17 protein-coding genes and 6 pseudogenes are annotated in these 22,901 nt (G+C 61.7%); 15 read left to right on the top strand and 8 right to left on the bottom strand.

The annotated features are described in order from the left end of the window. Positions 1 to 12: 12 nt before the first annotated feature. Positions 13 to 1,839, bottom strand: a complete 1,827-nt coding sequence (glmS, locus tag JOH52_RS29105) for a glutamine--fructose-6-phosphate transaminase (isomerizing) (protein WP_017272985.1) — start codon at positions 1,837 to 1,839, stop codon at positions 13 to 15. A 670-nt stretch (positions 1,840 to 2,509) separates the two neighbouring features. Then, positions 2,510 to 3,100, bottom strand: a complete 591-nt coding sequence (locus JOH52_RS29100) for an SOS response-associated peptidase (RefSeq protein ID WP_014531640.1) — start codon at positions 3,098 to 3,100, stop codon at positions 2,510 to 2,512. Positions 3,101 to 3,157: 57 nt separating this feature from the next. On the opposite strand from JOH52_RS29100, the gene JOH52_RS29095 reads away from it, so the two are divergent. After that, positions 3,158 to 3,655, top strand: coding sequence for an SOS response-associated peptidase family protein (locus JOH52_RS29095; RefSeq protein WP_014531639.1), 498 nt, complete (start codon positions 3,158 to 3,160; stop codon positions 3,653 to 3,655). On the opposite strand, the pseudogene dinB reads toward JOH52_RS29095, so the two are convergent. Next, positions 3,652 to 4,728, bottom strand: a pseudogene (gene dinB, locus JOH52_RS29090) (DNA polymerase IV). The gene JOH52_RS29095 and the pseudogene dinB overlap by 4 nt on opposite strands. A gap of 444 nt (positions 4,729 to 5,172) precedes the next feature. Between dinB and JOH52_RS29085 the strand changes: the two are divergent. The 3 genes and pseudogenes from JOH52_RS29085 to JOH52_RS29075 all read left to right on the top strand — a co-directional run bounded on the left by JOH52_RS29085 (position 5,173) and on the right by JOH52_RS29075 (position 10,634). Then, positions 5,173 to 5,991, top strand: a complete 819-nt coding sequence (locus tag JOH52_RS29085) for an ImuA family protein (RefSeq protein ID WP_017272358.1) — start codon at positions 5,173 to 5,175, stop codon at positions 5,989 to 5,991. Then, on the top strand, positions 5,945 to 7,369 hold the full coding sequence (locus JOH52_RS29080; protein WP_017272359.1) for a Y-family DNA polymerase: 1,425 nt from the start codon (positions 5,945 to 5,947) through the stop codon (positions 7,367 to 7,369). Before JOH52_RS29085 ends, JOH52_RS29080 begins: the two co-directional genes overlap by 47 nt. Beyond that, positions 7,369 to 10,634, top strand: a pseudogene (locus JOH52_RS29075) (error-prone DNA polymerase). Before JOH52_RS29080 ends, JOH52_RS29075 begins: the two are co-directional and overlap by 1 nt. A gap of 38 nt (positions 10,635 to 10,672) precedes the next feature. On the opposite strand, the gene JOH52_RS29070 reads toward JOH52_RS29075, so the two are convergent. Beyond that, positions 10,673 to 10,939, bottom strand: coding sequence for a hypothetical protein (locus JOH52_RS29070; protein WP_014989997.1), 267 nt, complete (start codon positions 10,937 to 10,939; stop codon positions 10,673 to 10,675). Between the two features lie 60 nt (positions 10,940 to 10,999). Further along, complete coding sequence (locus JOH52_RS36010; RefSeq protein ID WP_017267086.1) at positions 11,000 to 11,128, bottom strand: hypothetical protein; 129 nt, start codon at positions 11,126 to 11,128, stop codon at positions 11,000 to 11,002. Between the two features lie 129 nt (positions 11,129 to 11,257). On the opposite strand from JOH52_RS36010, the pseudogene JOH52_RS29065 reads away from it, so the two are divergent. The 4 genes and pseudogenes from JOH52_RS29065 to JOH52_RS29055 all read left to right on the top strand — a co-directional run bounded on the left by JOH52_RS29065 (position 11,258) and on the right by JOH52_RS29055 (position 14,327). Further along, positions 11,258 to 11,933, top strand: a pseudogene (locus JOH52_RS29065) (plasmid pRiA4b ORF-3 family protein). A gap of 111 nt (positions 11,934 to 12,044) precedes the next feature. Beyond that, positions 12,045 to 12,437 (top strand): annotated as a pseudogene (locus tag JOH52_RS35460) (ParB/RepB/Spo0J family partition protein); the annotation flags it as partial. A 130-nt stretch (positions 12,438 to 12,567) separates the two neighbouring features. Then, entirely contained in the window at positions 12,568 to 12,990 is a 423-nt protein-coding gene (locus JOH52_RS29060; protein WP_017267088.1) for an antirestriction protein, read from the top strand. Between the two features lie 146 nt (positions 12,991 to 13,136). After that, positions 13,137 to 14,327, top strand: coding sequence for a hypothetical protein (locus JOH52_RS29055; RefSeq protein ID WP_026030493.1), 1,191 nt, complete (start codon positions 13,137 to 13,139; stop codon positions 14,325 to 14,327). Positions 14,328 to 14,365: 38 nt separating this feature from the next. On the opposite strand, the gene JOH52_RS29050 is transcribed toward JOH52_RS29055, so the two are convergent. Then, on the bottom strand, positions 14,366 to 14,728 hold the full coding sequence (locus tag JOH52_RS29050) for a hypothetical protein (protein ID WP_164826932.1): 363 nt from the start codon (positions 14,726 to 14,728) through the stop codon (positions 14,366 to 14,368). Between the two features lie 227 nt (positions 14,729 to 14,955). Continuing rightward, positions 14,956 to 16,146: a DUF1173 domain-containing protein gene (locus tag JOH52_RS29045; protein ID WP_014531627.1), complete on the bottom strand. Its 1,191-nt coding sequence runs from the start codon at positions 16,144 to 16,146 to the stop codon at positions 14,956 to 14,958. A 382-nt stretch (positions 16,147 to 16,528) separates the two neighbouring features. Here JOH52_RS29045 and JOH52_RS29040 point away from each other — a divergent pair, with 382 nt between their 5' ends. From JOH52_RS29040 to JOH52_RS29025, 5 genes and pseudogenes are all read left to right on the top strand, one after another. Next, complete coding sequence (locus JOH52_RS29040) at positions 16,529 to 17,467, top strand: strawberry notch C-terminal domain-containing protein (RefSeq protein ID WP_014531626.1); 939 nt, start codon at positions 16,529 to 16,531, stop codon at positions 17,465 to 17,467. A gap of 5 nt (positions 17,468 to 17,472) precedes the next feature. Beyond that, positions 17,473 to 18,504, top strand: coding sequence for a DUF7146 domain-containing protein (locus tag JOH52_RS29035; protein ID WP_026030494.1), 1,032 nt, complete (start codon positions 17,473 to 17,475; stop codon positions 18,502 to 18,504). Between the two features lie 327 nt (positions 18,505 to 18,831). Continuing rightward, entirely contained in the window at positions 18,832 to 19,773 is a 942-nt protein-coding gene (locus JOH52_RS29030; RefSeq protein WP_014531624.1) for a DUF2493 domain-containing protein, read from the top strand. 205 nt (positions 19,774 to 19,978) lie between these two features. Further along, positions 19,979 to 20,402: pseudogene (locus JOH52_RS35455) on the top strand (hypothetical protein). A 327-nt stretch (positions 20,403 to 20,729) separates the two neighbouring features. After that, positions 20,730 to 20,993, top strand: a pseudogene (locus JOH52_RS29025) (type II toxin-antitoxin system Phd/YefM family antitoxin); the annotation flags it as partial. Between the two features lie 104 nt (positions 20,994 to 21,097). Here the strand turns inward: JOH52_RS29025 and JOH52_RS29020 are convergent. Then, positions 21,098 to 21,337, bottom strand: a complete 240-nt coding sequence (locus JOH52_RS29020; RefSeq protein WP_020479540.1) for a hypothetical protein — start codon at positions 21,335 to 21,337, stop codon at positions 21,098 to 21,100. Between the two features lie 664 nt (positions 21,338 to 22,001). Here JOH52_RS29020 and JOH52_RS29015 point away from each other — a divergent pair. Both JOH52_RS29015 and JOH52_RS29010 read left to right on the top strand, forming a co-directional pair. Further along, entirely contained in the window at positions 22,002 to 22,325 is a 324-nt protein-coding gene (locus tag JOH52_RS29015; protein WP_014531616.1) for a DUF736 domain-containing protein, read from the top strand. A 342-nt stretch (positions 22,326 to 22,667) separates the two neighbouring features. Continuing rightward, positions 22,668 to 22,835, top strand: coding sequence for a hypothetical protein (locus JOH52_RS29010; protein WP_014531615.1), 168 nt, complete (start codon positions 22,668 to 22,670; stop codon positions 22,833 to 22,835). Positions 22,836 to 22,901: the final 66 nt, after the last annotated feature.

The raw sequence follows: 22,901 nt of genomic DNA, 5'->3' as shown, positions 1-22,901 counted from the left end.
AAAGTGGCGCCATCATTCGACCGTTACCGATTTCGCAAGGTTGCGCGGCTGGTCCACGTCGGTCCCCATGAAGACGGCGGTATGGTAGGCGAGAAGCTGGAGCGGCAATGAGAAGATCATCGGCGCGATGATCTCGTCGACCTCCGGCAGCACGATCGTGTGCATCGTATCGAGCTTCGACGCGGCTGCACCTTTCTCGTCGGTTATCAGGATGATACGGCCGCCGCGTGCGGCCACCTCCTGCATGTTCGATACCGTCTTGTCGAAGAAGCGGTCATGCGGCGCGATGACGATGACGGGCATGTTTTCGTCGATCAGGGCGATCGGTCCGTGCTTCAGCTCGCCAGCGGCGTAACCTTCGGCGTGGATATACGAAATCTCCTTGAGCTTCAGCGCCCCTTCCATTGCCAGCGGGAAGCTGGTGCCGCGGCCGAGATAAAGGACGTCGTGGCATTTGGACAGTTCGCGCGACAGACTCTCGATCTTCGGCTGGATGCTGTTCAGCACCTGACCCATGATGCGCGGCATTTCGGCAAGGCTCTTTACGAGCGCTTGCTCCTCTTCGCCGCTGATCGTTCCGCGGGCCCTGCCCGCGCCGACCGCAAGTGCGGCCAAGACGGCAAGCTGGCAGGTGAAAGCCTTGGTCGAGGCGACGCCGATCTCCGGGCCCGCAAGAATCGGAAAGACCGCATCGGATTCCCGTGCGATGGTCGACTCGCGGGCATTGACCACCGCGCCGATCTTGAGGCCGTGCTCCTTGCAATATCTCAGCGAGGCCAGTGTGTCGGCGGTCTCGCCCGACTGCGAGATGAAAAGAGCCGCCGACTGCGGCGACAGCGGTATCTCGCGGTAGCGGAATTCGGACGCGACGTCGATTTCGACCGGCAGGCGGGCATAGCGCTCGAACCAGTATTTGCCGATCAGGCCTGCGAGATAAGCTGTGCCGCAGGCAGAGATCGCCAGGCTCGGGACCTTGCCGAAATCGATGGCGTCGGAAATCGGAACGACACGATTTTCTATGAAATTCACATAATGCCCGAGAGCATGGGCGATGACCTCCGGCTGCTCATAGATCTCCTTCTCCATGAAATGGCGATGGTTGCCCTTGTCCACCAGAAAGGCAGCAGCCGTCGAAATCTGGCGCGGACGTTCGACGACATTGCCGTCGAAATCGAAGATATGGACGCCGGTCTTGCCGATGACGGCCCAGTCACCATCGATGAGATAGGTGATTTCATTGGTGAAGGGAGCAAGCGCGATCGCGTCCGAACCCAGGAACATCTCGCCGTTGCCGTGGCCGATCGCCAGCGGCGGCCCGTTGCGTGCCGCCATGATGGTCGACGGATCGTCCTCGAAGAGAACGGCCAGTGCGTAGGCGCCCTTGACGCGCTTCAGCATGGCATGCATCGCCTCGCGCCGCCCCAGTCCATCGCGCCGGTATTTCGCCAGAAGATGCGCGACGACCTCGGTGTCCGTCTCCGTCTGGAATTCCGCTCCTGCTGCCGCCAACTCGTCCTTGAGCTCGGCGAAATTCTCGATGATGCCGTTGTGAACCACGGCGACGCCTTCAGTGAAATGCGGGTGGGCGTTGCGTTCCGTGGGTGCTCCATGGGTTGCCCAGCGCGTGTGGGCGATGCCGATGGTACCGGCCAGAGGCTCCTCTCTCAACCTGCTCTCGAGGTTGACCAGCTTGCCCTCGGCCCGCCGGCGCTGCAGCGTTCCCGCGTCGATCGTCGCGACGCCGGCCGAATCGTAGCCGCGATACTCCAGGCGCTTCAATGCTTCGACCAGCCGCTCCGATACCGGCTGATTCCCCACGATGCCAACAATCCCGCACATGTTCTCTCCGAAATAATCTAGGCGCAGCAGTAGGACTACGGACGACCGCTCGCCGGCCTTCATTCAGGGTCTCCTAAATAACATTCAGCAAGATTGGTAAAATCGATTATGAGGATAGCAATCATCCACCCTATGGATAAGAAAAGATGGGCTCGCAGCCGGTAGCTCGAACCCCTGCTAAAAAACTGGCGCCGGAGGCCGACCTTCGCGAACAATGGGCGGCGATAACCGCGATGGGTGTCCGAACAGAGCCGGCACGGTCCGTAACGATCAACGCCCCGCTACGCTGCCCACCGATACTTATGCGACGTACCAGAACCCAGTCGGGCGAGGAGACCCATGGTTGATTCCATTCAAGGGGACAGACGATGCGCCGTATCGGGGAAAGTCGCGTCAACTTACGAAAGCGCTAGCCGCTAATTGATCTAGTTCCATGGCGGTTTGGCACACGTCCGAGGTCGTTGCCGGGCAGCGCATTGGTCGATCCAACATAACAAACAGGCATACTGCTACGTACCGGAGCATCGGTGTCTACTCGCCTAGGTTGAGGTCGGGAGCGGATTACGATTTGCTAATATCGCGAGAGTTCCTGGAGGTTACGGCTGCGATTTTTGCGCTCGGCTTGATCGCATGATAGCCGCTTTAGTCTCCCGTCCGGAGCCTTTCCGGTTCAGCCGACCTGCTCTACCGATAGTGTCCGAATGGGGAGCGGCCTGATCAGCGATTTCGCGGACACCGTTGGGTCGAGCCAGTCGGCCCAGGCGCAGCGCTCGAGAATGACGATCTGCCGGTCGTGGTATGGGGCAATGTCCGCTCCCGGCTCCATCGTTAGAATGGTGAAGGCCTGGCCGACCTCCGGCGTCTCACGCCAGATTCCGGCGATGCAGAAGATCGGCTCGTCCTTCTTGGTGAAGAGCCATTTGTCCTTGCGTTTCTTCTTCGGGTCCTTCGGTTCGGTGAACTCGTAAAAGCCGTCGGCGATGATCAGGCAGCGATTGGAATTGAACTCGCGACCCTCAGATCGGAAATTATACACCGGCCGCTTGTTCGGCCCGGGCCAGCTCCAGCGCCGCTGCACGAGCTCGACTTCATCCGGGGCTCCGTCAAGCGTTCTGACGATGGGGCCGACATCGGTGATCTTGATGTCCTCGCGCGGTTCAAGATTCGGCGCGCCTTCGCCGAAACGGACCTTGATCTTCAGGTCGGCGAAGTCCTCGATGATCGAGGCGACATCCACCATCAGCCGATAATCATTGCACATGCGTCCTCCATCTCAGGTCTGATTGTGTGGGGATGTTGTTCCTGCTATGTTCTAACTATGACGAGTGCGACCGTTTTCCAGTCCGACGCTCCGCTCGACGAGCGCCGGGTGATCATAAGGCGCCATGACGGCGATGTGGAGATGGTGGAATTGCCGTGGGGGCTGCGCCCGCGCGACGGCGATGCGCGCGCCGTGAACGTCGTTCGATCGGAAGGAAGGACATTTCCAACCCACCGCTGCCTGGTGCCCGCTTCCGAGTTTCGCCACCGAACCTTCAGTTTCTCGCTCGCGAATGGTGACTGGTTCTATTTCGCGGGGATTTGGCGGCCGGCGATCAACGATTGGCCAGACTCCTATGCCATCCTGACGATCGAGGCGAATGACGATCTTGCGCCGTTTCACGACCGGCAGATGGTGGTGCTGAGACGGGAGCAACGCTTGGCCTGGTTCGACGGACTGGTACCCGAAGGCGAAATCCTTCGCCGGCTGCCGGCAGGGACATTCCGGGTTACGCGCCATTCAACCTCTCCTGTTCAGCCGATGCTGGCAGTCTAAAGCGCCAGCCGCAGCTGCGGTTCCGTTTGTAGCGTCTGCCGTTCCAACGATGACAGGGAAACGCCGAGCAGGAGGATTCCCCTTCGCGGCGGAAAGATTGGTGCGAGAAGCAAGCCGACTACCTCCTCGAGATCACCGATCGTTTGCAAAGGTGCCCTCCGGGTGATCTGGAAAAAACCGGCATATTTCACCTTGAGCGGCACGGTCTTGGCGCTGATCTCATTGGCCTCGCAATAACTCCAGACTTTCTCGATCAGCGGCTGAAGACCTTCGCGAGCCGCCTCAAAGGAATGGATATCCTCCGAGGACGTGCCTTCCGCGCCGACGGATTTTCGCACCCGGTCCGCCTTGACCTGGCAATTGTCGATACCACGGGCAATACCGTAGAAACATGGCCCCGACTTCCCGAAATGCTCCACCAGAAACTCGAGCGTCTGCTCCTTGAGGTCTGCGCGTGTTTCTATCCCAAGCCGATGCATCTTTTCGGCTGTGCGGGCCCGACGCCGTGAAACTTCTTGATCGGAAGCTGCTCGACAAAGGCCGGGCCGTTCTTCGGCGTGATGACGAACTGGCCGTCCGGCTTGTTCTGACCGGAAGCCATCTTCGCCAGGAACTTGTTGTAGGAGATGCCGGCGGAGGCGCTGAGCTCTGTCGTCGCTTTGATCTTTGCCCGGATTTCCTGGGCGATGACGGTGGCTATCTCCGTGCCCTTCAGGATTTCGGAAACATCGAGATAGGCCTCGTCGAGCGATAGCGGCTCGATCATCGGCGTGTACTCGGCGAATATCGCGCGGATCTGCAACGAGATGGCCTTGTAGACTTCGAAACGTGGTTTGACGAAGATCAGATCGGGGCATTTGCGCTTCGCAGTGACCGAAGCCATCGCCGAATGAACGCCGAACTTTCGCGCCTCGTAGCTGGCGGCCGCCACCACGCCGCGGGCGGCAGGATAGCCGACGGCGACCGGCAGCCCGCAGGTCGGGATTGCCGCGCTGTTCGACCGATGCGTAGAAGGCATCCATGTCCACATGCACGATTTTGCGCGGCCGCTCGCTGCCTTCGTCGTTTGTCATGGCCTAGCCTCCATCAGGACAATCTGTATCGCCCAGACATGGGAAGTGCGCGCCGCATTTTGTCACCCTACGGCGTTTGTATGGGCTCGCAGCCTATCGCCATGCGCCGGCGGATCACAGCGAAGGTCATGCCAGCGCCAAACGCTTTCACCAACAGCTTGCGCTCAAGCGCGCAGTGGCGATGACATGGGCACAGATGAATTCGACGATCGGGTCCGACGATTCTTCAGTTTCGGGGCCCAGATCGTTCATTGGCTGCCGTCGGGGCATGCCAAAAAATTCCCATTCCCGCCATCGATTTGAATCCGTTGGCGGAATTCTCCGATGGGCACTGTCGCTCAACTTCCGCGCGCCACATGCGCATTGACTCGTTTTCGCTTTGAGAACAAATACAGAACACATTGCACCATCTCAAGCCGAAAACGGGTTGCCGTAAAGGAGATCATGTCCGCAGCCGTCGCCACTTTGAACCCCGTCCTCCACGAGTTGCGCGGGAAAATCGCCAGCTTGGAAGGGGCAGGCTCACGCAATCGGAGCATCTTACCGTTCGGGGTCCCCGAGGTCGACGCGCAACTGCCAGGAGGTGGGCTTGCCTTTGGCGCACTGCACGAAGTGGCCGGTGGCGGAAACGGCGCGATCGATGGAGCCGCCGCGGCACTCTTCATCGGCGGCATCGCCGCCCGTACCACCGGCAAGGTGGTCTGGTGCCTGACACGCTTCGATCTGTTCTTTCCGGCGCTCGCCCAGGTCGGGCTTCATCCCGACCGCGTCATTTTCGTCGAGTGCGATAAGGAAGAGACGGTGCTCGCAAGCTTTGAAGAAGCTTTGCGTTACGGCGGCCTCGGCGCCGTGGTTGCCGAACTGGTGCGACTGCCGATGACGGCATCCCGCCGCTTGCAGCTCGCGGCGGAGAAGTCGGGGACATTGGGGCTGGTGATCCGCCGCTGGCGGCGCCAGACGGAAGCCTCGGACTTTGGCATGCCGACGGCTGCGGCAACGCGCTGGCGGATCTCGGTGCTGCCGTCCGAGCCGCTTCCCGTGCCGGGTGTTGGCCGGGCGCGATGGCTGGCGGAGCTTATGCGCGTGAGAGCTGGGGAGGGAGGCGAGTTCATCATCGGAGCATGTGATGGCCAGGGTCGTATCTGTCTTTCTTCCGAAACTGCCAACGGACCGGATCAGGCGGGCCGATCCTTCGCTATCGGTCGAAAAGCCGCTGGTGGTCATCGCCAGGAGCGGTTCGAAGCGATGGATTTCGGCAGCTGATACGGCGGCGACCAAGCTCGGCCTTCGTGTCGGCATGCCGGCCGCCAAGGCGCAGGCACTGGTCCAGGGTCTGGTGATGATCGATGCCGATACGGCAGCCGATCTCGCTGCCCTCGAACGGCTGGCGCTCTGGGCCTTGTCACAATATTCTCCGGTTGTCGCGATGGACCCTCCCGACGGTATCGTCATGGATACCGAAGGCGCCGATCATCTTCAGGGCGGCGAGGACTTGATGCTGTCCGGCCTCGTCAATCGCTTCCGCGGCCGGGGTCTCGCTGCCCGCGCGGCAATCGCCGATACCTGGGGTGCCGCGCATGCGCTTGCCCGGACCACAGATCGCGAGACGGTCATCGTCGGGCGCGGCGATGCCGCCAGGGCCGCGAACCGACTGCCACTGTCGTCGCTGCGGCTGCCGGCCGAAACTGTTCAAAGCCTTCGAACCCTCGGCTTTACCACCGTCGGCGACTTGGCTGCCACACCGCGGGCACCGCTGACGCTGCGCTTCGGCCTGGAGGTCGGCCGCCGTCTCGATCAGATGTTCGGCCATATCGCTGAGCCGATAGATCCGATCCGGCCGGCGGAACTTGTCGAGGTCCAAAAATCTTTCGCTGAGCCCATCGGCGCGCCGGAAACGATCGAGAAATATGTGAGCCGCCTGGTGCGGCAGCTCTGTCTTGAGCTCGAGAAGCGCGGGCTTGGGGTCAGACGCGCCGACCTCATCGTCCATCGCGTCGATAACACCATTCAGGCACTGAGGGCGGGGACGGCGAAGCCGGTCCGTGACATCGCCTGGCTGACGAAACTCTTCCGCGACCGCATCGAGAGGATCGAACCAGGCTTCGGCATCGAGAAGCTCGGTCTTGCGGCCATCCTCGCCGAGCCGCTGATTGAGGCACAGTCAGCCTCGTCACTCATTGAAGAACAGGTAACCGATGTGACGCCGCTCATCGACGTGCTTGGCAATCGCGGTGGACAGCGGATATTCCGTGTGGCCCCGGTCGCAAGCGACGTCCCGGAACGTAGCGTCCGGCGGATCGCTCCGATCGCCGACGAGGACGGCGCCACCTGGCCGCTCAACTGGCCAAGACCGCCGCGGCTTCTGGCGCGTCCCGAACTGATCGAAGTGATCGCGCTTTTGCCCGATCATCCGCCCGTCTCGTTCACGTGGCGCAGCAAGCGGCGCAGAGTGAAGCGCGCCGACGGACCGGAGCGGATATTTGGGGAGTGGTGGAAACGCAGCTCAGAATGGGTTGCGGTCCGCGACTATTTCGTCGTCGAGGATGATAGGGGCGAGCGCTTCTGGATTTTCCGATCCGGCGACGGCGTCGATGCGGAAACAGGATCGCATAAGTGGTTCATGCACGGGATGTTTGCGTGATGCGCTACGCCGAGCTCCAGGTCACCACGCATTTCTCGTTCCTGAGGGGCGCAAGCTCGGCTGAGGAACTGTTTGCCACCGCAAAGCTGATGGGTATCGAAGCGCTCGGCGTCGTCGACCGCAACAGCCTGGCGGGCATCGTCCGGGCGCGCTGGAGGCGTCGCGCGCCACGGGCCTGCGGTTGGTCGTCGGCTGCCGGCTCGATCTGCAGGACGGCATGTCGATCCTCGTTTATCCGACCGATCGCGCTTCCTATTCGCGGCTGACGCGGCTGCTGACCTTGGGCAAGGGCCGGGGCGGGAAGGCAAACTGCATCATCCATTTCGACGATGTGGCGCTCTACGCCGAGGGCCTGATCGGCATCCTGGTGCCGGACTTGGCCGACGAGGTCTGCGCCGTGCAGCTCAGGAAGATAGCGGACGTCTTCGGCGACCGCGCCTATGTCTCTCTTTGTCTTCGTCGTCGGCCCAACGATCAGCTGCGACTGCACGAGCTAACGAACCTGGCGGTCAAACACCGGGTAAAGACGATCGTCACCAATGATGTGCTGTTTCATGAGCACGGCCGCCGGCAGCTGCAGGATGTCGTCACCTGCATCCGCACCGGCATGACCATCGACGATGTCGGCTTTGAGCGCGAGCGGCACGCCGATCGTTACTTGAAGCCGCCGGAAGAAATGGCCCGTCTCTTTCCGGCTTACCCGGAAGCGCTGGCGCGAACCATGGAGATCGTCGAGCGCTGCAGGTTCTCCTTGGAAGAGCTCGTCTATCAATATCCCGAGGAAGCGCTGATCCTAGGCATGACGGCACAACAGTCGCTGCAGCACTACACCTGGGAGGGGGTCAGGGCGCGCTACCCCGAGGGATTGCCGGCTCATGTCGAGAAGACCATCCGCCATGAGCTGGCGCTGATCGAGACGATGAAATATGCGCCTTACTTCCTGACCGTCTTCTCGATCGTCCGCTATGCCCGGTCGCAGGGCATTTTATGCCAGGGCAGGGGATCGGCCGCCAATTCCGCCGTTTGCTACGTGCTCGGCATCACCTCGATCGATCCCGAGACCAACGATCTCCTGTTCGAGCGCTTCGTCTCCCAAGAGCGCGACGAGCCGCCCGACATCGATGTCGACTTCGAGCACGAGCGGCGCGAGGAGGTGATCCAGTGGATCTACAAGACCTATGGCCACGACAAGGCGGCTCTCTGCTCGACCGTCACCCGCTATCGGGCCAAAGGCGCCATTCGCGATGTCGGCAAGGCCCTTGGTCTGCCGGAGGACCTGATCAAGACGCTCTCCTCCGGCATCTGGTCCTGGTCGGAGACCGTCGGCGAACGGCAGGTGCGTGAACTCGGCCTCAATCCGGACGATCGGCGTCTCACTTTGACTCTAAAACTTGCACAGCAGCTGATGGGTGCGCCGCGCCATCTCGGTCAGCATCCCGGCGGCTTCGTGCTCACCCATGACAGGCTCGATGATCTGGTGCCGATCGAGCCGGCGACCATGGCCGACCGGCAGGTGATCGAATGGGACAAGGACGACATCGAGGCGCTGAAATTCATGAAGGTCGACGTCTTGGCGCTCGGCATGCTGACCTGCATGGCCAAGGCATTCGCGCTGATCAGCGAGCACAAGCATGAGGATATCGATCTTGCCACCATCCCGCAGGAGGATCCGGCGACTTATGCGATGATTCGAAAGGCCGACACCCTAGGCACATTCCAAATCGAAAGCCGGGCGCAGATGTCCATGCTGCCACGCATGAAGCCGAGAACCTTCTACGACCTCGTCATCCAAGTGGCGATCGTCCGTCCCGGGCCCATCCAGGGCGACATGGTCCATCCCTATCTCCGCCGGCGCGAAGGCAAGGAGAAGGTCGAGTACCCGACGCCCGAATTGGAGGCGGTCCTCCACAAGACACTCGGCGTGCCACTGTTTCAGGAGTCGGCGATGAAGGTGGCCATGGTCTGTGCGGGGTTTACCGGCGGCGAAGCCGACCAGCTCCGGAAATCCATGGCGACCTTCAAGTTCACAGGTGGTGTTTCGCGATTCAAGGACAAGCTAGTGAACGGGATGATCCGAAACGGCTATACAAAGGAGTTTGCGGAAAAGACATTCTCACAGCTCGAAGGCTTTGGCTCCTATGGCTTCCCCGAGAGCCATGCTGCCTCTTTCGCACTGATCGCCTACGCCTCCAACTACATCAAATGCCATTTTCCGGATGTCTTCTGCGCGGCGCTGTTGAACTCGCAGCCCATGGGGTTCTATGCCCCCGCCCAAATCGTCCGGGATGCCCGCGAGCATGGTGTCGAAGTCCGGCCGATCTGCATCAACCGGTCACGCTGGGACTGCATGCTTGAGCCAATCGACGGCTCCGGCGGGCATGCGGTCCGGCTCGGCATGCGCTTGGTGCACGGTCTGGCGACCGCCGACGCCGCGCGGATCGTAGCCGCCCGCGCCGACGAACCCTTCACATCGGTTGACGACATGTGGCGGCGATCGGGCGTGCCGGTCGCCTCGCTGGTCGAGCTGGCTGAGGCCGACGCCTTCCTGCCATCTCTCAGTCTCGAGCGACGGGATGCCCTCTGGGCAATCAAGGCACTGCGCGACGAGCCGCTTCCGCTCTTCACCGCCGCCGCCGATCGCGAGGCTCGGGCAATTGCCGAACAGCAGGAGCCGGAAGTCGAGCTAAGACAGATGACCGACGGTCACAACGTCGTAGAGGACTACAGTCATACCGGCCTGACGCTCCGGGAGCATCCCTTGCGTTTCATGCGGGACGACCTCGCCAAGCGCCGGATCGTCACCTGTGCCCAGGCGATGACGGCGCACGACGGGCAATGGCTGATGGCCGCCGGCCTGGTGCTGGTGCGTCAGCGGCCGGGATCGGCGAAGGGAGTGATGTTCATCACGATTGAGGACGAAACCGGTATCGCCAACATCGTCGTCTGGCCAAAGCTCTTCGAGCGGTCGCGCCGCGTGGTGCTCGGCGCCAGCATGATGGCCATCAACGGCAGGATCCAGCGCGAAGGCGAGGTGGTTCATCTCGTCGCCCAGCAGCTCTTTGATCTCTCGGCCGACCTGTCGAGCCTTGCCGAGCGCGATGGCGCATTTCGGCCGCCGACTGGCCGTGGCGACGAATTCGCCCATGGTTCGCCGGGCAGCGCGGATTCCCGCGGAAAGGCTCCTCCGGGCGTTCGCGCGAGGGACATACTCGTGCCGGATCTTCATATCGATACGCTGAAGATCAAGAGCCGGAATTTCCAGTAGAGCGCCGGGGCGCGGCTCCTGGTCGTCACCGACTAAGGTCAGCCGTCATTTAACGCTTCGAGCGCCTGCTCGGCGAAACCAGGTGAAGTGAGCGCAAGCTTTCGATCAACTCCCATGTGGTCGGCGCCGGTAGCGCCTGCTTCAGCCGTGATCGCCTCGAGTACCTGCGTTGGATCTTTCGCGAGGATCTTCGAAAGGAATTCATCAGAGCTTATGGCAACGATGCCGTCGGAAAGGTTGCTGAAATCGCGGATGTCGAGGTCACGATGACAGTGGCTCGGAAGCGACTGCTGCCGCGACAACATTCCGATCCTTGGGATCGTTCCGCATGTCCGGCTCAATTTTTCCCATCCTTCCAGCCCGCATCAGGGAATGCCTCCTCCATGACAGTTCGCATGCTTCTGCCGGGGTAGGTCGATACCGTAGTCGCTCACGAGGTTGCGGGTCATTTCGTCGAGAAGCCGAAACGGACGGTTGAGCGGCAGAAGCGTCATAGCGCCCGCCTGATCGCCGTACGTGGTCGAGCCGCGAAGCCGGTGCCCCTCCCGCTGGCTAAAAACCTGACGTCGTCTAAGATTGTGCGTTCGTGTCGCCCCGCCAAAGGATATTTGTCGCCTCATCCATTGCATGCGAAACTCGTGCCCGGCATGATCTGCGGCATGCTTGACCCCTTCGATCCAGACCGCTTCATTGTGCGCGCCGAGGTTCATATCCTCGGCATCGAGCCCAAGATCAGCCGCACTCTCGAATTGCCAATCACTCTCAACCTTGCCCAACTCCACGAGGTGTTGCAGGCGGCCTTTGGCTGGACCGACAGCCATCTGCATCAGTTCAATATTGGGGGCCTTATCTACGGAGCCCCGGAGTTCGATGAGGACGGTCTGTCCGACAGCCGCACCTTCGAGGCGACTGAGGTCAGAATGATCGACCTTCAATTTCCCTACGATCCCGAGGAAAACCCTCTCACGATCCTCTACGAATACGACTTCGGCGATAATTGGCGTCATCTACTGCGCCTGGAGCGCGTCGCCCGCCAGGAAGGTGTGAAATATCCCCGCTGTCTCGCCGGCAAACGATCCGGACCTCCAGAAGATGTCGGTGGCACTTCAGGCTATGCTGACTTCCTCGACGCGTGGCTTGATCCTGATCATGAGGAACATAAGGCCATGCGCCGGTGGGTAGGTCGCAAGTTCCAACCAGAAGCTTGCAATCTCGATGAAATCAACAAAGCGATTGGCAAAGCCACTACGCGCATCTAAGGGCGACTATCGCTTCCGTCGAGAAAGCCATCGTGATTGACACCGTGCGGCTGCGCTTCAACGCTAAAGATACCCTGAAAAAACAAGGCGCAGGCAAAAAGATCTAAGAATCGACGTCATCCAGCTAACAGGACACTTGAAGACAACCCAAGAAATGCATCCGCTGGACGAGTTTCGCGGTTTGATGCAGCCGCGCGATCACGGTTCGACGAGGAAGAAATCGCCGCCCGCTTCAACATCTCGGTAGCGACGGTGAGGCAGCGCCTGCGGCTGACCTCCGTCTCGCCGCGCCTGCTCGAATTCTATGCCAATGACGAGAGCTCGGCCAGGCTTGGCATTTTCGATCACCAATGACCACCTCCGGCAGGAGCAGGTTTGGGACACGACCTCGCGGTCCCATAATCAGGACCCCTATTACAGCCGCCGGATGCTGACGAAACCGCGGTCTGGGCGTCCGATCGACGCGTCGTCTATGTGGACATCGACGCCCTATGAGGCTGCCGGCCGTGTCGTCATGTGCGACCTGTTCGAGCAGGATAATGGCTGCAGGACCCTGGGAAGGGGCGGCTGCAGTCGGCCGGAGGAGGAAGAGAGGGGCCAGGGAGGGTTGAAGCCGGGCAATGGAGAGAGGGTTGTCCGGCCTGAACCCTGTCGCCTCTCTGGAGAGTACATCGATGTCGACATCCGTGATTGCACCCCAAAGCGCCACCATTGTCCCCGAAGCGAGTCGCCCGGAATTCCTGCCCACCCTGTTCGGTCGTTCACTCCTGATCGTCGCCGAGAATGCAGTCTATAGCTTGATGGAGCGGCTGAGCCCGCTCGACTATGGCGGCGGCTTCTGGGCCTTCTACGAACACGAAGGCAAGCCGCTCTTCCTGGCTCCGCAATCCAAATCGCGGCTTCGGATCACCGGCGAGATCACCGGATTTCAGGGGGAGGTGTCCGCCGAGGCCGCCGGCATCATCGCCACACTGTTCGCCTTCTCCCATCTCTCCTTCCAGTATCAGTCCGAACATCTCTCTGAAGGCTACGGCCGTCTCTACGCCTATTCGGCCGACCATCCAGAAGCTGTCGAGATATTCCAGGCGATCGATTGAAAACCAACACGCGCCGCCCTCGGCGCGCCTGAGCGTCCCGCCCGCTTGCCGCGTCCGACAGACGCTTCGGCGAGCCATCTTCCACCCCACCAGCTCGGTGTCGCGACAGCGATCAGCCGGGATACTTCGTTTGAGGAGATTTGAGCATGAACACCATGATTTCCAGCCCGCCGCCGGTCTCGTCCGGCTTCAGGGTCGATATTTCCCGCGGCGAACGCATCGGCCGCGTCTCATCCGAATGGTTCTGGCGGCCCGACGATGAGCGCTTCCTGTCGCTCTCCGATCTTCTTTGTGCGGTCAGCGCCAGAACCGATCGCGCCCGTGTTCGAACGGTTGAAAGCGCGGAGATGCGCGTGGAAGCCACCCGTGACAATGCCGAGCGTCTTGCGTTGATCGTTCCCGGCGGGAGTGAGCCGATTGCGCCGACGCATTGGAGTTACGGTCAGCTTTGCAGCCTGGCCGGTGCGCCTGCGAGCTATATGCGACAATTGCCTGCGCCATTGGCCGCGATCAATCTTCAGCACGGGCTCCTGAACCACAAAGCCGAACTGGTCAAAACACTGGAGATGGATGACGGTCGCGTCGAGCTGCGGGCGGTGACTGGCCCCGAATACGGGCGCATCTGGGATAAAGATCTGGTTGCCGCCGTGATGAGCATCGCCGGCAACGGAACCGGCGACACGATCTGGAAGGTGCCGGGCGTGCTCGACTGGTCAACCATGACCCACAATCCCTTCGTCGATATCACGAAAGATACGACCACGCTCTACGCCAGTGACCGCGATGTGTTCCTATTCCTCGTCGACGACACGCACCCGATCGAGGCCGGTCGCCTACCGAACGGCGAGCCGGACCTCTACTTCCGCGGGTTCTATGCCTGGAACTCCGAAGTCGGGTCCAAGACGCTCGGCATCGCTTCGTTCTATCTGCGGGCGGTTTGTGCCAATCGCAATCTTTGGGGCACCGAAAATTTCGAGGAAATTACCATCCGGCACTCGAAGTTCGCGGCGCAACGTTTTGCCCATGAAGCCGCCCCGGCGTTGACGAACTTCGCCAATTCCTCGCCCGCGCCCTTCATTGCCGGCATCCGCGCCGCGCGTGAGCGGGTCGTTGCGCGAAATGACGAGGATCGCTCGGAGTTCCTGCGCAAGCGCGGCTTCTCCAAGGCCGAAACCGGCAAGATCATCGAGACGGTGCTTTCCGAAGAAGGGCGGCCACCCGAGAGCATCTTCGATTTTGTCCAGGGCATCACCGCGCTTGCCCGCGGAAAAGCCCATCAGGACACGCGGCTCGAACTGGAGGGCAAAGCGAGGAAGCTGCTGGAAAGCGCAGCCTGATTGCTGCCTCTTAGCATGCACATCCTCATCAATCCCCTTCATCGCCCGGCAATTGTGCCGGGCGTTTCCGCATTCAGAAAATCAATGCCATGACCAATATCGAAGGCAGCGTCATCTGCCACCCGCCCATCCCTCTTGCCCACATCACGCCGCTCGAAACGCTGGTTCTGACCAATGCACTCGAATGCCGCGAAATCGAAGCGATCCTTGTCCCGTTCACCGATTTCGGAGCGATGCATCCGATCCGCGTGAGGCGACACGAACTGAACGAAGCCTTTCGCGCATCGGCGCCACACGTCGACAGTGCGCTCAACATCTTCATTGCCAGCCGCATCATTCCGCATCATTGCCCTTCTGCCCGCCCGGTCCGGCGACGCCGATACGGCAGCGTCAGTCGACATCGACTCGAGCGAATTCCCGTGGCCGTTCGTGGTGCAGGGGCACCGTGGCGCGATCATTGAGCCTCCGAGGAGCGGTGGTGAGGCGACGCCGATTTTTGATCTCCACGACGAACGGTTTTTTTGAAGGCTTCACGATGGTCCGATTGAATAAGACGGATAGTTGTCAATGCCACAGGTGTTCTTATCGTCTCGCCCGGTCAACGCCCCCGCAGCTCCGTGTTCCCGTATCAAGGCAATCGCGGCATCTCGCCCTCGGCCACTCTCCAGATCCAAGGTGCGATCTCCGGTCTCGCGTCTATCATATTGGTGAGTGCCTGCTCGTATTCATCTCCGGCGCTTGCCGGCACAATGAACATCGCGACGGGGACGGGTTTCTGTTCGGGCAATGTTACTGACACGATCGGCGCATCGCGGGGTAGGTTGAAACGCAGCCCCTTGACGCTCTTTCGCTTGAGATGACTGAGCTTTTCCAAGAGCCGCAATTCGTGAGTGTCCTCGAATGGCAGCCAATGCTCGTTGACCACCATCAGGGCGACCTCGTCGACCGACGCGATGCCGGCGGTCGAGACGCCGAAGGTCGCGATGACGATCAGGTGCAACGCCTCGCTCGAGCGCCACAGTTCCAGTTCGGTCTCATAGCGCCCTGCGAGCCGCCGCCACGCGCCATCCTCGATCATCAGCGGGAAGGGCAGGTGCCGTACGACGATTCTGTGCCCTTCGCGGGCCGCGGCAAACTCCTTTACCTCGGCCACGATCATCATGAGCTTGCGCGTTCCCGAACCTGAAGTCTGGATTTGCTTGAGCGCGGCGGCGCGTCGAGCAGCGATCCCGTCCTTGTCGTCAGGATGAAACACCTCAGGAACGAAGATCATGTCGCTCAACGGACCGCCCCTTGCGGTCATCTGCGAGGCGGCATTGATGAGGCTCGTACGCACCCGGCCCCAGCCGCGCCGGCCCGTCCACGTCGAGCGCCATTCCGTCAGTTCGCCGGCCTCCCAAAGATAATGCAGCATCGCCCTGAGCGACAGTTTCTTCGGCTCGCTGCGGATGCCCCGCTCCGCTGCCTCAGCCGACGCTCCCGGCGCCGATCGTGGCCCGCGTTTTGTCAGCGAAAAATCCAGCTTCAGGTCTGCCTTGCCGCTGGCACCGATCTGGATCGCATTGCCGATCAGGGGACCGAGACCAGAAAGCTCGTAGGGCGGCTCATAGGAGGGGCATGCAGGATCGTGGTCGCGCCCCGAAAGCGGCATGCGCTTGATGAGATACTGATCGTCCAGGCGCGCGATATACATTGGAACCGGAAGTTCCTTGCACATGCACATCGGGCGAAGCTTTTGCTCATAGGCGTGCGGAAGCAGCGCCCGAAACTCGGGCGAGGATTCGTCCACTGCCTGATCGCCGATCGCAAAGTTACGCACTTCTATTCTCCCCTTGCTTCGGCCGAAGGTACACGGACAGTGTTTCAGTTACTATCACAAAATTGACAGTAAAGGCTCTTGGCATCTATCCTTTCAAGTGTCGAGGCGTCAGCATCAGACTGTCAAGGCTTTCCTCCATGTCCATCAGCTTAGCGCAGAGAGACCGCAACCTGGATCGACGCTGGGTGCAGGGCCGTTCTGCATGACTTGTCTGTCGCCGGCGTTGCGGCGTTCGTCGAACTGGAGCTCGCACCCGGCTGAAAGTCGCGTGCTGGCTGCCTAATCGCCCCGGAGGGAGAGAGGGGCCAGAGAGGGACGGCCTGCTGGGGCTTGGAGAGCGTCCGGGCGGGCAGTTCCATCCCGCTCTCGACAGGGTTTTCCCATGAACGTGACCTCATTTCGCGCCGCGAACGCGGCCGCCGTCCCGCTGGCTCCCTCCGTCCGTGCCGACCGGGCAGGAAAAAATCTTGTTGCAGGCCATCAGCTTTTGCCGTTTCTCGAACACGGCCAGGCAATTGGTACCACCGATCTTCGCGCTACCCTAACCAATGTCGTCGGAGGATCGGACGCCGAAGGCTTTTGGGCGGGGAAGGACGCCTATGCGGCGTCCGAGGTCGCGCAGATCCTGTTTCTGCGCAAACTGGGTGCAGCGATTTCCGCTCGCGCGAACGCGCCTCAGGCGGCGCTGATCATGCTGAAGAAGGTCGTGGGCCTGATCCTGACCCACACACGGCGCTCCGAGGAAAGCCAACAGCTCCAGCAGTTTTCCACGCCGCTGCCGCTTGGCCTTGTCGCGGCTCACGCCGCCGGCGTCATCGCGAACGATACCCTGCATGAACCGTCCGCCGGTACCGGCTTCATGGCGATCGTACAGCCGCCGCGCTTCCGCATGATCGCCACCAACGTCAAGGCGGAACGGCGCTTCCTGTCAACGATTGCTCGGCGCCTTGACGCACTCGACGCGATTACCCGGGGTCAGCGCCAGACCGGCGGGCTTTCACGGCTTAGCCGGAATTTCGGGCTCGATCAGACGGAGGTCATCAACGCCGACCAAGTCTGGCAATCGCTTCTCGGCGGCTCCTCGGTCGTTGCCCTCGCCGGCGATATGCCGTTGCGCCGAGTTCGGTTGATGAGCGACCATCGTGTCGCACTCAGTGGCTCCACCGACGGGATGCGGGACAGGCTCAAAGCAATGGGTCTGTTCTCTGAGACGATCGCCTGGAAGCTCAGGTTCTTCCTTCCGACATCCGAGGGAGGATCGGCGATCCTCGCCCGCCTCATCGAACGGCATCCGATCGTCGATGTCACTGGACCGGTGTGATCGCCATGCTGTCCGCTTCTCAATTGGCGGATCGTCTCGCGCACGACGCCGAGGCGGTCTGCCGTCATTACCTCTCCGCCGGTCATCGGGCCGGCAACTATTGGATCGTCGGCGACGTCGCGAACAGCAAGGGCAAGTCGCTCTATGTCCATCTCTCCGGCCCGCGTGCCGGACGGTGGACAGATGCAGCAACCTCTCAACATGGCGATCTGCTCGACCTCGTTCGAGAGACCTGCGGGTTGGTGGACTTCCGTGATGTCGCAGACGAGGTGCGGCGTTTCCTAAGCCTTCCCCATCCTGCGCCGTCCCATAGGGGCGACGCCCACACCGATCCGCCGGTCGATAGACCGGCAGGCGAACGCGCAAGACGCTTGTTCCGGATGACGAAGCCGCTCGCCGGCACACTGGCCGACAGCTATTTGCGCCAGCGGGGCATCCTGCGGGGGGCTCTGCACCAGGCGCTCCGCTTCCATCCCTCGTGCTTTTACCGGGACCTCGTGACCGGCAGGACGTTTAGCTATCCGGCGCTGATCGCAGCCGTGACCGATCCCTCCGGGGCGATCACCGGTGTGCATCGCACTTGGCTTGATCCGGGGGGCGACGGAAAGGCGAAGGTGGACGATCCCCGCCGCGCGCTCGGCGGGCTGCTCGGAAATGCCGTGCGCTTCTGGTTTCCCGCCCATGGCCCAGTGCCGGTCACGGCCGCGGGCGAAGGGCTCGAAAGCATCTTGTCAGTCGCGCACGTGATGCCCGGTATGCCGATGGCCGCGGCGCTGACCGCCAATCACCTTGCCGCCTTTCGGCTGCCCGATGGTTGCCGGGGCCTTTACATCGCAGCCGACGCCGACGCGGCCGGCCGGCATGGCGCCGAGCGGTTGAGCCGCCGCGCGCAGACGCTAGGTATCCTACCGCTCGTGCTTGCCCCGGAGCTCGGCGACTTCAACGAGGACCTGCTCCGGCTCGGATCCGACCGGCTCACTGTGCATCTGAGAGCCCAGCTCGCGCCGGAAGACGCCGAGGCGTTCTTGCCCACCTGATGCTGCTGGACGGGAAGGCGGGGAGGGCGCGGCGTAGCAGGGAAGGCCGGATCCTGTCGGTCGCGTACGGGTGGGCGGGCGCCCGCGGGCCTGCCGAGAGACGACCCTTACCATACGGCAGGCGGGTCTTCAGCGGGTCAGTCAGGTTTCTTTCCCTGCCGGGCCGCTTCGCAACCCGGCATTCCTCGCGGGCCAAGAAACCCTCCCTCAGCCGCCCGGCGCTACGCTGGGCCGCTTCGCTGCGCTCGCGGTTCCGGCCCGCCGCCGCATGGACAGGGATCGCCGTCAGGCCGCGAAAGCCGCGGCCCAAAACCGACGGAGATCATCATGAGTCTTACCTCGTCCCTCGACGACGCCTTCGAGCCCCACCACGCGTCTTCCCCAGCCAACCGCTTCATCTACGAGATGCAAATCTACGGCCATCGTCCTTTCCAGGACGAACCAGACCCGCGCCCACTTCCCGAGGAGCCGGTCGTTCAGTCGGCGCTGACTGCGATGTTCGACGCCATGTTCGAGATGCTCGGCGACACGCGGCTGGAACCCGATCTCGAAGATCTGCTCTGGTCGACGGTCAATCTCTTCCACCGCGCCGGCGAGCGCATCCAGCGCGAGCTCCAGCGCAATGAGGACGCGCAGCGCGCCGGACAGAGCGAGCAGGACGGCTCGGAGGTGAAAAGCGTCGAGCTTGAACGCCTGATCGCCGAGGGCATCACGCTCCTCGAGCGCCGCAACGCCTTCGAGTTCATGCGCGACTATGCAGCCGATCTCTTCGAAGCTCAGACCGGATCCGCCTGGCGGCCGCGGACCGGCTCCAAGGTCAGCCATGCCAATATGACCGCGGCGATGATCGACAGCCGCGACTTTCTTTCCGCCCGCCGCCGCGCCGAGACCGAGGTGCTGATCCCGGCCGGCACCAAGATCGCCTTCGGCGGCGGCATCGACTACAACGATCACGAACGGATCTGGGCGAAACTCGATCAGGCCTTGGCGAAACATCCTGATATGGTTCTGCTGCATGGCGGCTCGCCGAAGGGAGCAGAGCGCATCGCCGCCTGCTGGGCCGAGGCGCGCAAGGTGACGCAGATCGCCTTCAAACCGAACTGGACGAAGCACGCCAAGGCAGCACCCTTCCGCCGCAACGACGACATGCTCTCGGTCATGCCATCAGGCGTCGTCATCTTTCCCGGCTCCGGCATCACCGAGAACCTCGCCGACAAGGCTCGCCGCCTTGGCATCCCGGTCTGGCAGGCTTCGGGAAGCGGCGCGTAAGCGCCGTCTTCTTGCAAATCTGCAAAAGATGGTTCTCACCAAGCACCAGAAACCGCGCTTCGTGCTGATGAGCTACGAATAACTACGAGCGGATGCGCACCGGCGGCGATCGCGCAGCGTCCATCGCGCTTCCGAGATGCCGGAGGAGCATAGGGAGCTCTTCGCCGCGGAGATCGACCGGCTGGCGCGGCCGAGAGGTATGACGATGAGTCGTGAGTTCCTGCCCGGTCAGGTGATTGCTTATCCCTATCTCTGGGCGTGGCAACACGAGCACGGCGAAACCGAAGGCCGGAAGACCCGACCGGGCCTGCGTCGTGGTCGCCGTCCGTGACGCGAATGATGGCCGGACGCATCTGGCGCTTCTCGCGTTCACAACCCAGCCGCCGCAGGCCGATAGGATCGCCTTGGAAGTTTCTGATATCGAGTGCCGGCGGGCAGGCCTTAGCGACCGCAAGCGCTGCTGGATCGTTGTCGACGAATACAATTACGATGTCGCCGAACGATCCTGATACATCGGGCCGGACGAGCAAGCGCTTGGCCGGTTCAGCAAGGCCTTCATGATGAGGATTGCCGCAGCCTTTGGCGAGGCGCCGCGCAAATCGGGCCGACGCGTCAATCGGACGGAGTAAGCGAAAGCCGACGCCACACTTTCCTAGGGCCGACGGATCGGAGCATGCGAACGTCTGTCGAGGCGACAGCGATTGTGTCGGGACGTGACGGTGGCAAGATCGCCTTGGTCGATCTCCGCACCGGCCAGCGCATCGAGATATCGCGGTGCTGATCGCTGGCATGGTCAGCGCGGTCGTGTCAACATGCAGGCGAGAAAGGCCGCGCCCTTCCGCCTTACGACAACATGTCCTCGTCATGCCGGCCGGGTCTCCGTTCTCCACGCGGCTCGACAAGCTTTCATTTCTTGAAAAATGTGCACACATTTCCCACTGAAACGGAGCCTCGCCATGCCTCAACCCCGGCAGCAGACATCAACTCCCCGCCGCGTCGGCGTGCGGGAATTTCGCGGCAACCTGACGTCCTTCCTCAAGCAGGTCGAAGACGGGCAGAGGTTCGTCCTGACGTCCCAGCATAAGGTGGTTGCGGAAATCGGACCGCCATCGTCAGACGTGGTCATACGCAAACCAGGTGCATTGCGCGGAAAGATCAAAGTTGCCGATGACTTCGACAGCCTGCCGGAGGATGTTCTAAGGTCCGTGGAAGATGGGACTGAGGCTGCTGCTCGATACGATGCCTTGTTGTGGTGGCTGAACGACGACGAGGAGTTCGGGAATCTGCGCGAGGCCCTATCGGCGACCTGAGAACGACGTCCTCGTCAGTGCCGCATCCGTCTTGGAAATTGGTGAAGCTGCGGATCGGCAAACTTGATGCCGATATAGAAGAGATTCTTGCGATATTGCCGGGCCGGGGATTCGACCGGCTGGATATTACAGATGCGCATCTTATCGCTCTTACGGCTCTTCCGCTTTATCACCGCGATCCCTTCGACCTTCTCATGGCGCAGTCCGTGGCGGAGGGAGCGCATTTCGTTTTCCAGGATCAGAATGTCGCGCACTATGGCATTCCGTTCGTCACTTGCTCGGATCCTGTTGTCTCGTGATCTCCGACGGGCTTGGTTCCACTGCCCAAGCCGGCTCCGATCGCTCGGATGGGACGCTTGCCAGCGGCGATGTGCCTGGCGAAGACCGACGGCTCAGATGGCCGGGCGCGGACGGACGTGTGGGGAAAGATCACTCATCTGATGTCCACGCGATTAGCTTTACCCGGTATCGCCGCACGGTCTGCAGGCGCCATACCGTCGCCGCGTCGACCTCTCGGATCAACAAAGGGATGGTATCGAAAGGGGTGCCCACCCGCTTGCTGTAGTTGGGAGCGGGCGAGGGTACGCAATTGACTGGCTTGCAGGCAAAACGTTCAAGGGATGCGCGGCCGATATCCCGCAGCGCTGGGTCGGGCGGCTATGGTGGTTTGTCGCGTCCTTCAGTCGCCCCGAACCATTCCCGTTTTATGTCGCTCGTATAGACGACCGCCTGCTTTTGCGGCCAACCCCTAAAGGGGTAAGTCTCGAGCCGAAATTTTTGAAAAATTCGATTTCGGTTCTTTTTCTCTCGGCGGAAAATAGAATTTTGCAAAAATTTCGGCCGAGCTGACCGCAGCAGGTCGGCCGTCTCTTCGTGCGCCATCGGGAATGGTCCCGAGCAACCGAAGGAGACAGAACCATGGCCACCACGATCGCAACCCTGACGCAGAAGACCGACGGCATCCTCGAAGGCGTCTTCGCCACCATCCGGGTCAACGCCCCGATCGCCATCATCCCGAACGCAAGCAAGTCGAGCGAAGAAGCCCCCGATTACCGCGTCATCCACCGCAAGACCGGCTTCGAGATCGGAGCGGGTTGGAACCGCATCGCCCGCCAGACCGGCGAGGAATACCTCACGGTGAAGCTGGAGGCCCCCGAGATCGGCGTGATCTTCGGCAACCTCGCACCGGCACCCGGCGGCGATCCGAGCAAGAAGGTGATCCTGTGGAACAATCCGGACTGACGAGCCAAGCGAGCGGCCCCGAGCAATCGGGGCCGCTTTCGCCGTTTCATTGTTTCGCGCAGCATAGGGAGCAAAAACGGGCATCGAGCCCGCTTGTGCTCCTCCTGCCGTGCCACACGAGAGGAAAGCCTGTCTGCTCAGATAGCCAAGTCTGCCGTGAGCATCGCGCCGCCTCAAGGACTTCGCGGCCCCTCCAATTTTCAACCGCTGCCCTGAAGGGCACCGTCAGAAAATCGGTTCCTCCGCTCGCCGCCTCCGGCGGTCGCTGACGCGATCCTTGACCCGGCCCGATCCTCACGACTCCGGGCGTCATCTTTCACACTATCCAAGGAGATGACGACGATGACGATTGCACTTGAAATTCAGGTAGAAGAACTGCGCGCCGAGCTCAGGAACGCGGACGCCGCCGAACGCTGCCAGATCAAAGCGGAGCTGGAACTGGCTGAGGCCGAGCTGGCCGCAGCGATCGCCGAACTGGAGGGCACCATCGACGCCGCGCCGCCCTTCTGAGGGCGGCGTTTGCCCTCTCGCTTGGGTCGATCTGGGCTTGTGAATAGACTCTCAGGAAACGGATAG

The sequence above is a fragment of the Sinorhizobium meliloti genome (genome assembly GCF_017876815.1).
Taxonomy (GTDB): Bacteria; Pseudomonadota; Alphaproteobacteria; order Rhizobiales; family Rhizobiaceae; genus Sinorhizobium; species Sinorhizobium meliloti.
Note: the sequence above shows the minus strand (reverse complement) of the source record. Positions and strands in the feature narration are given on the sequence as shown.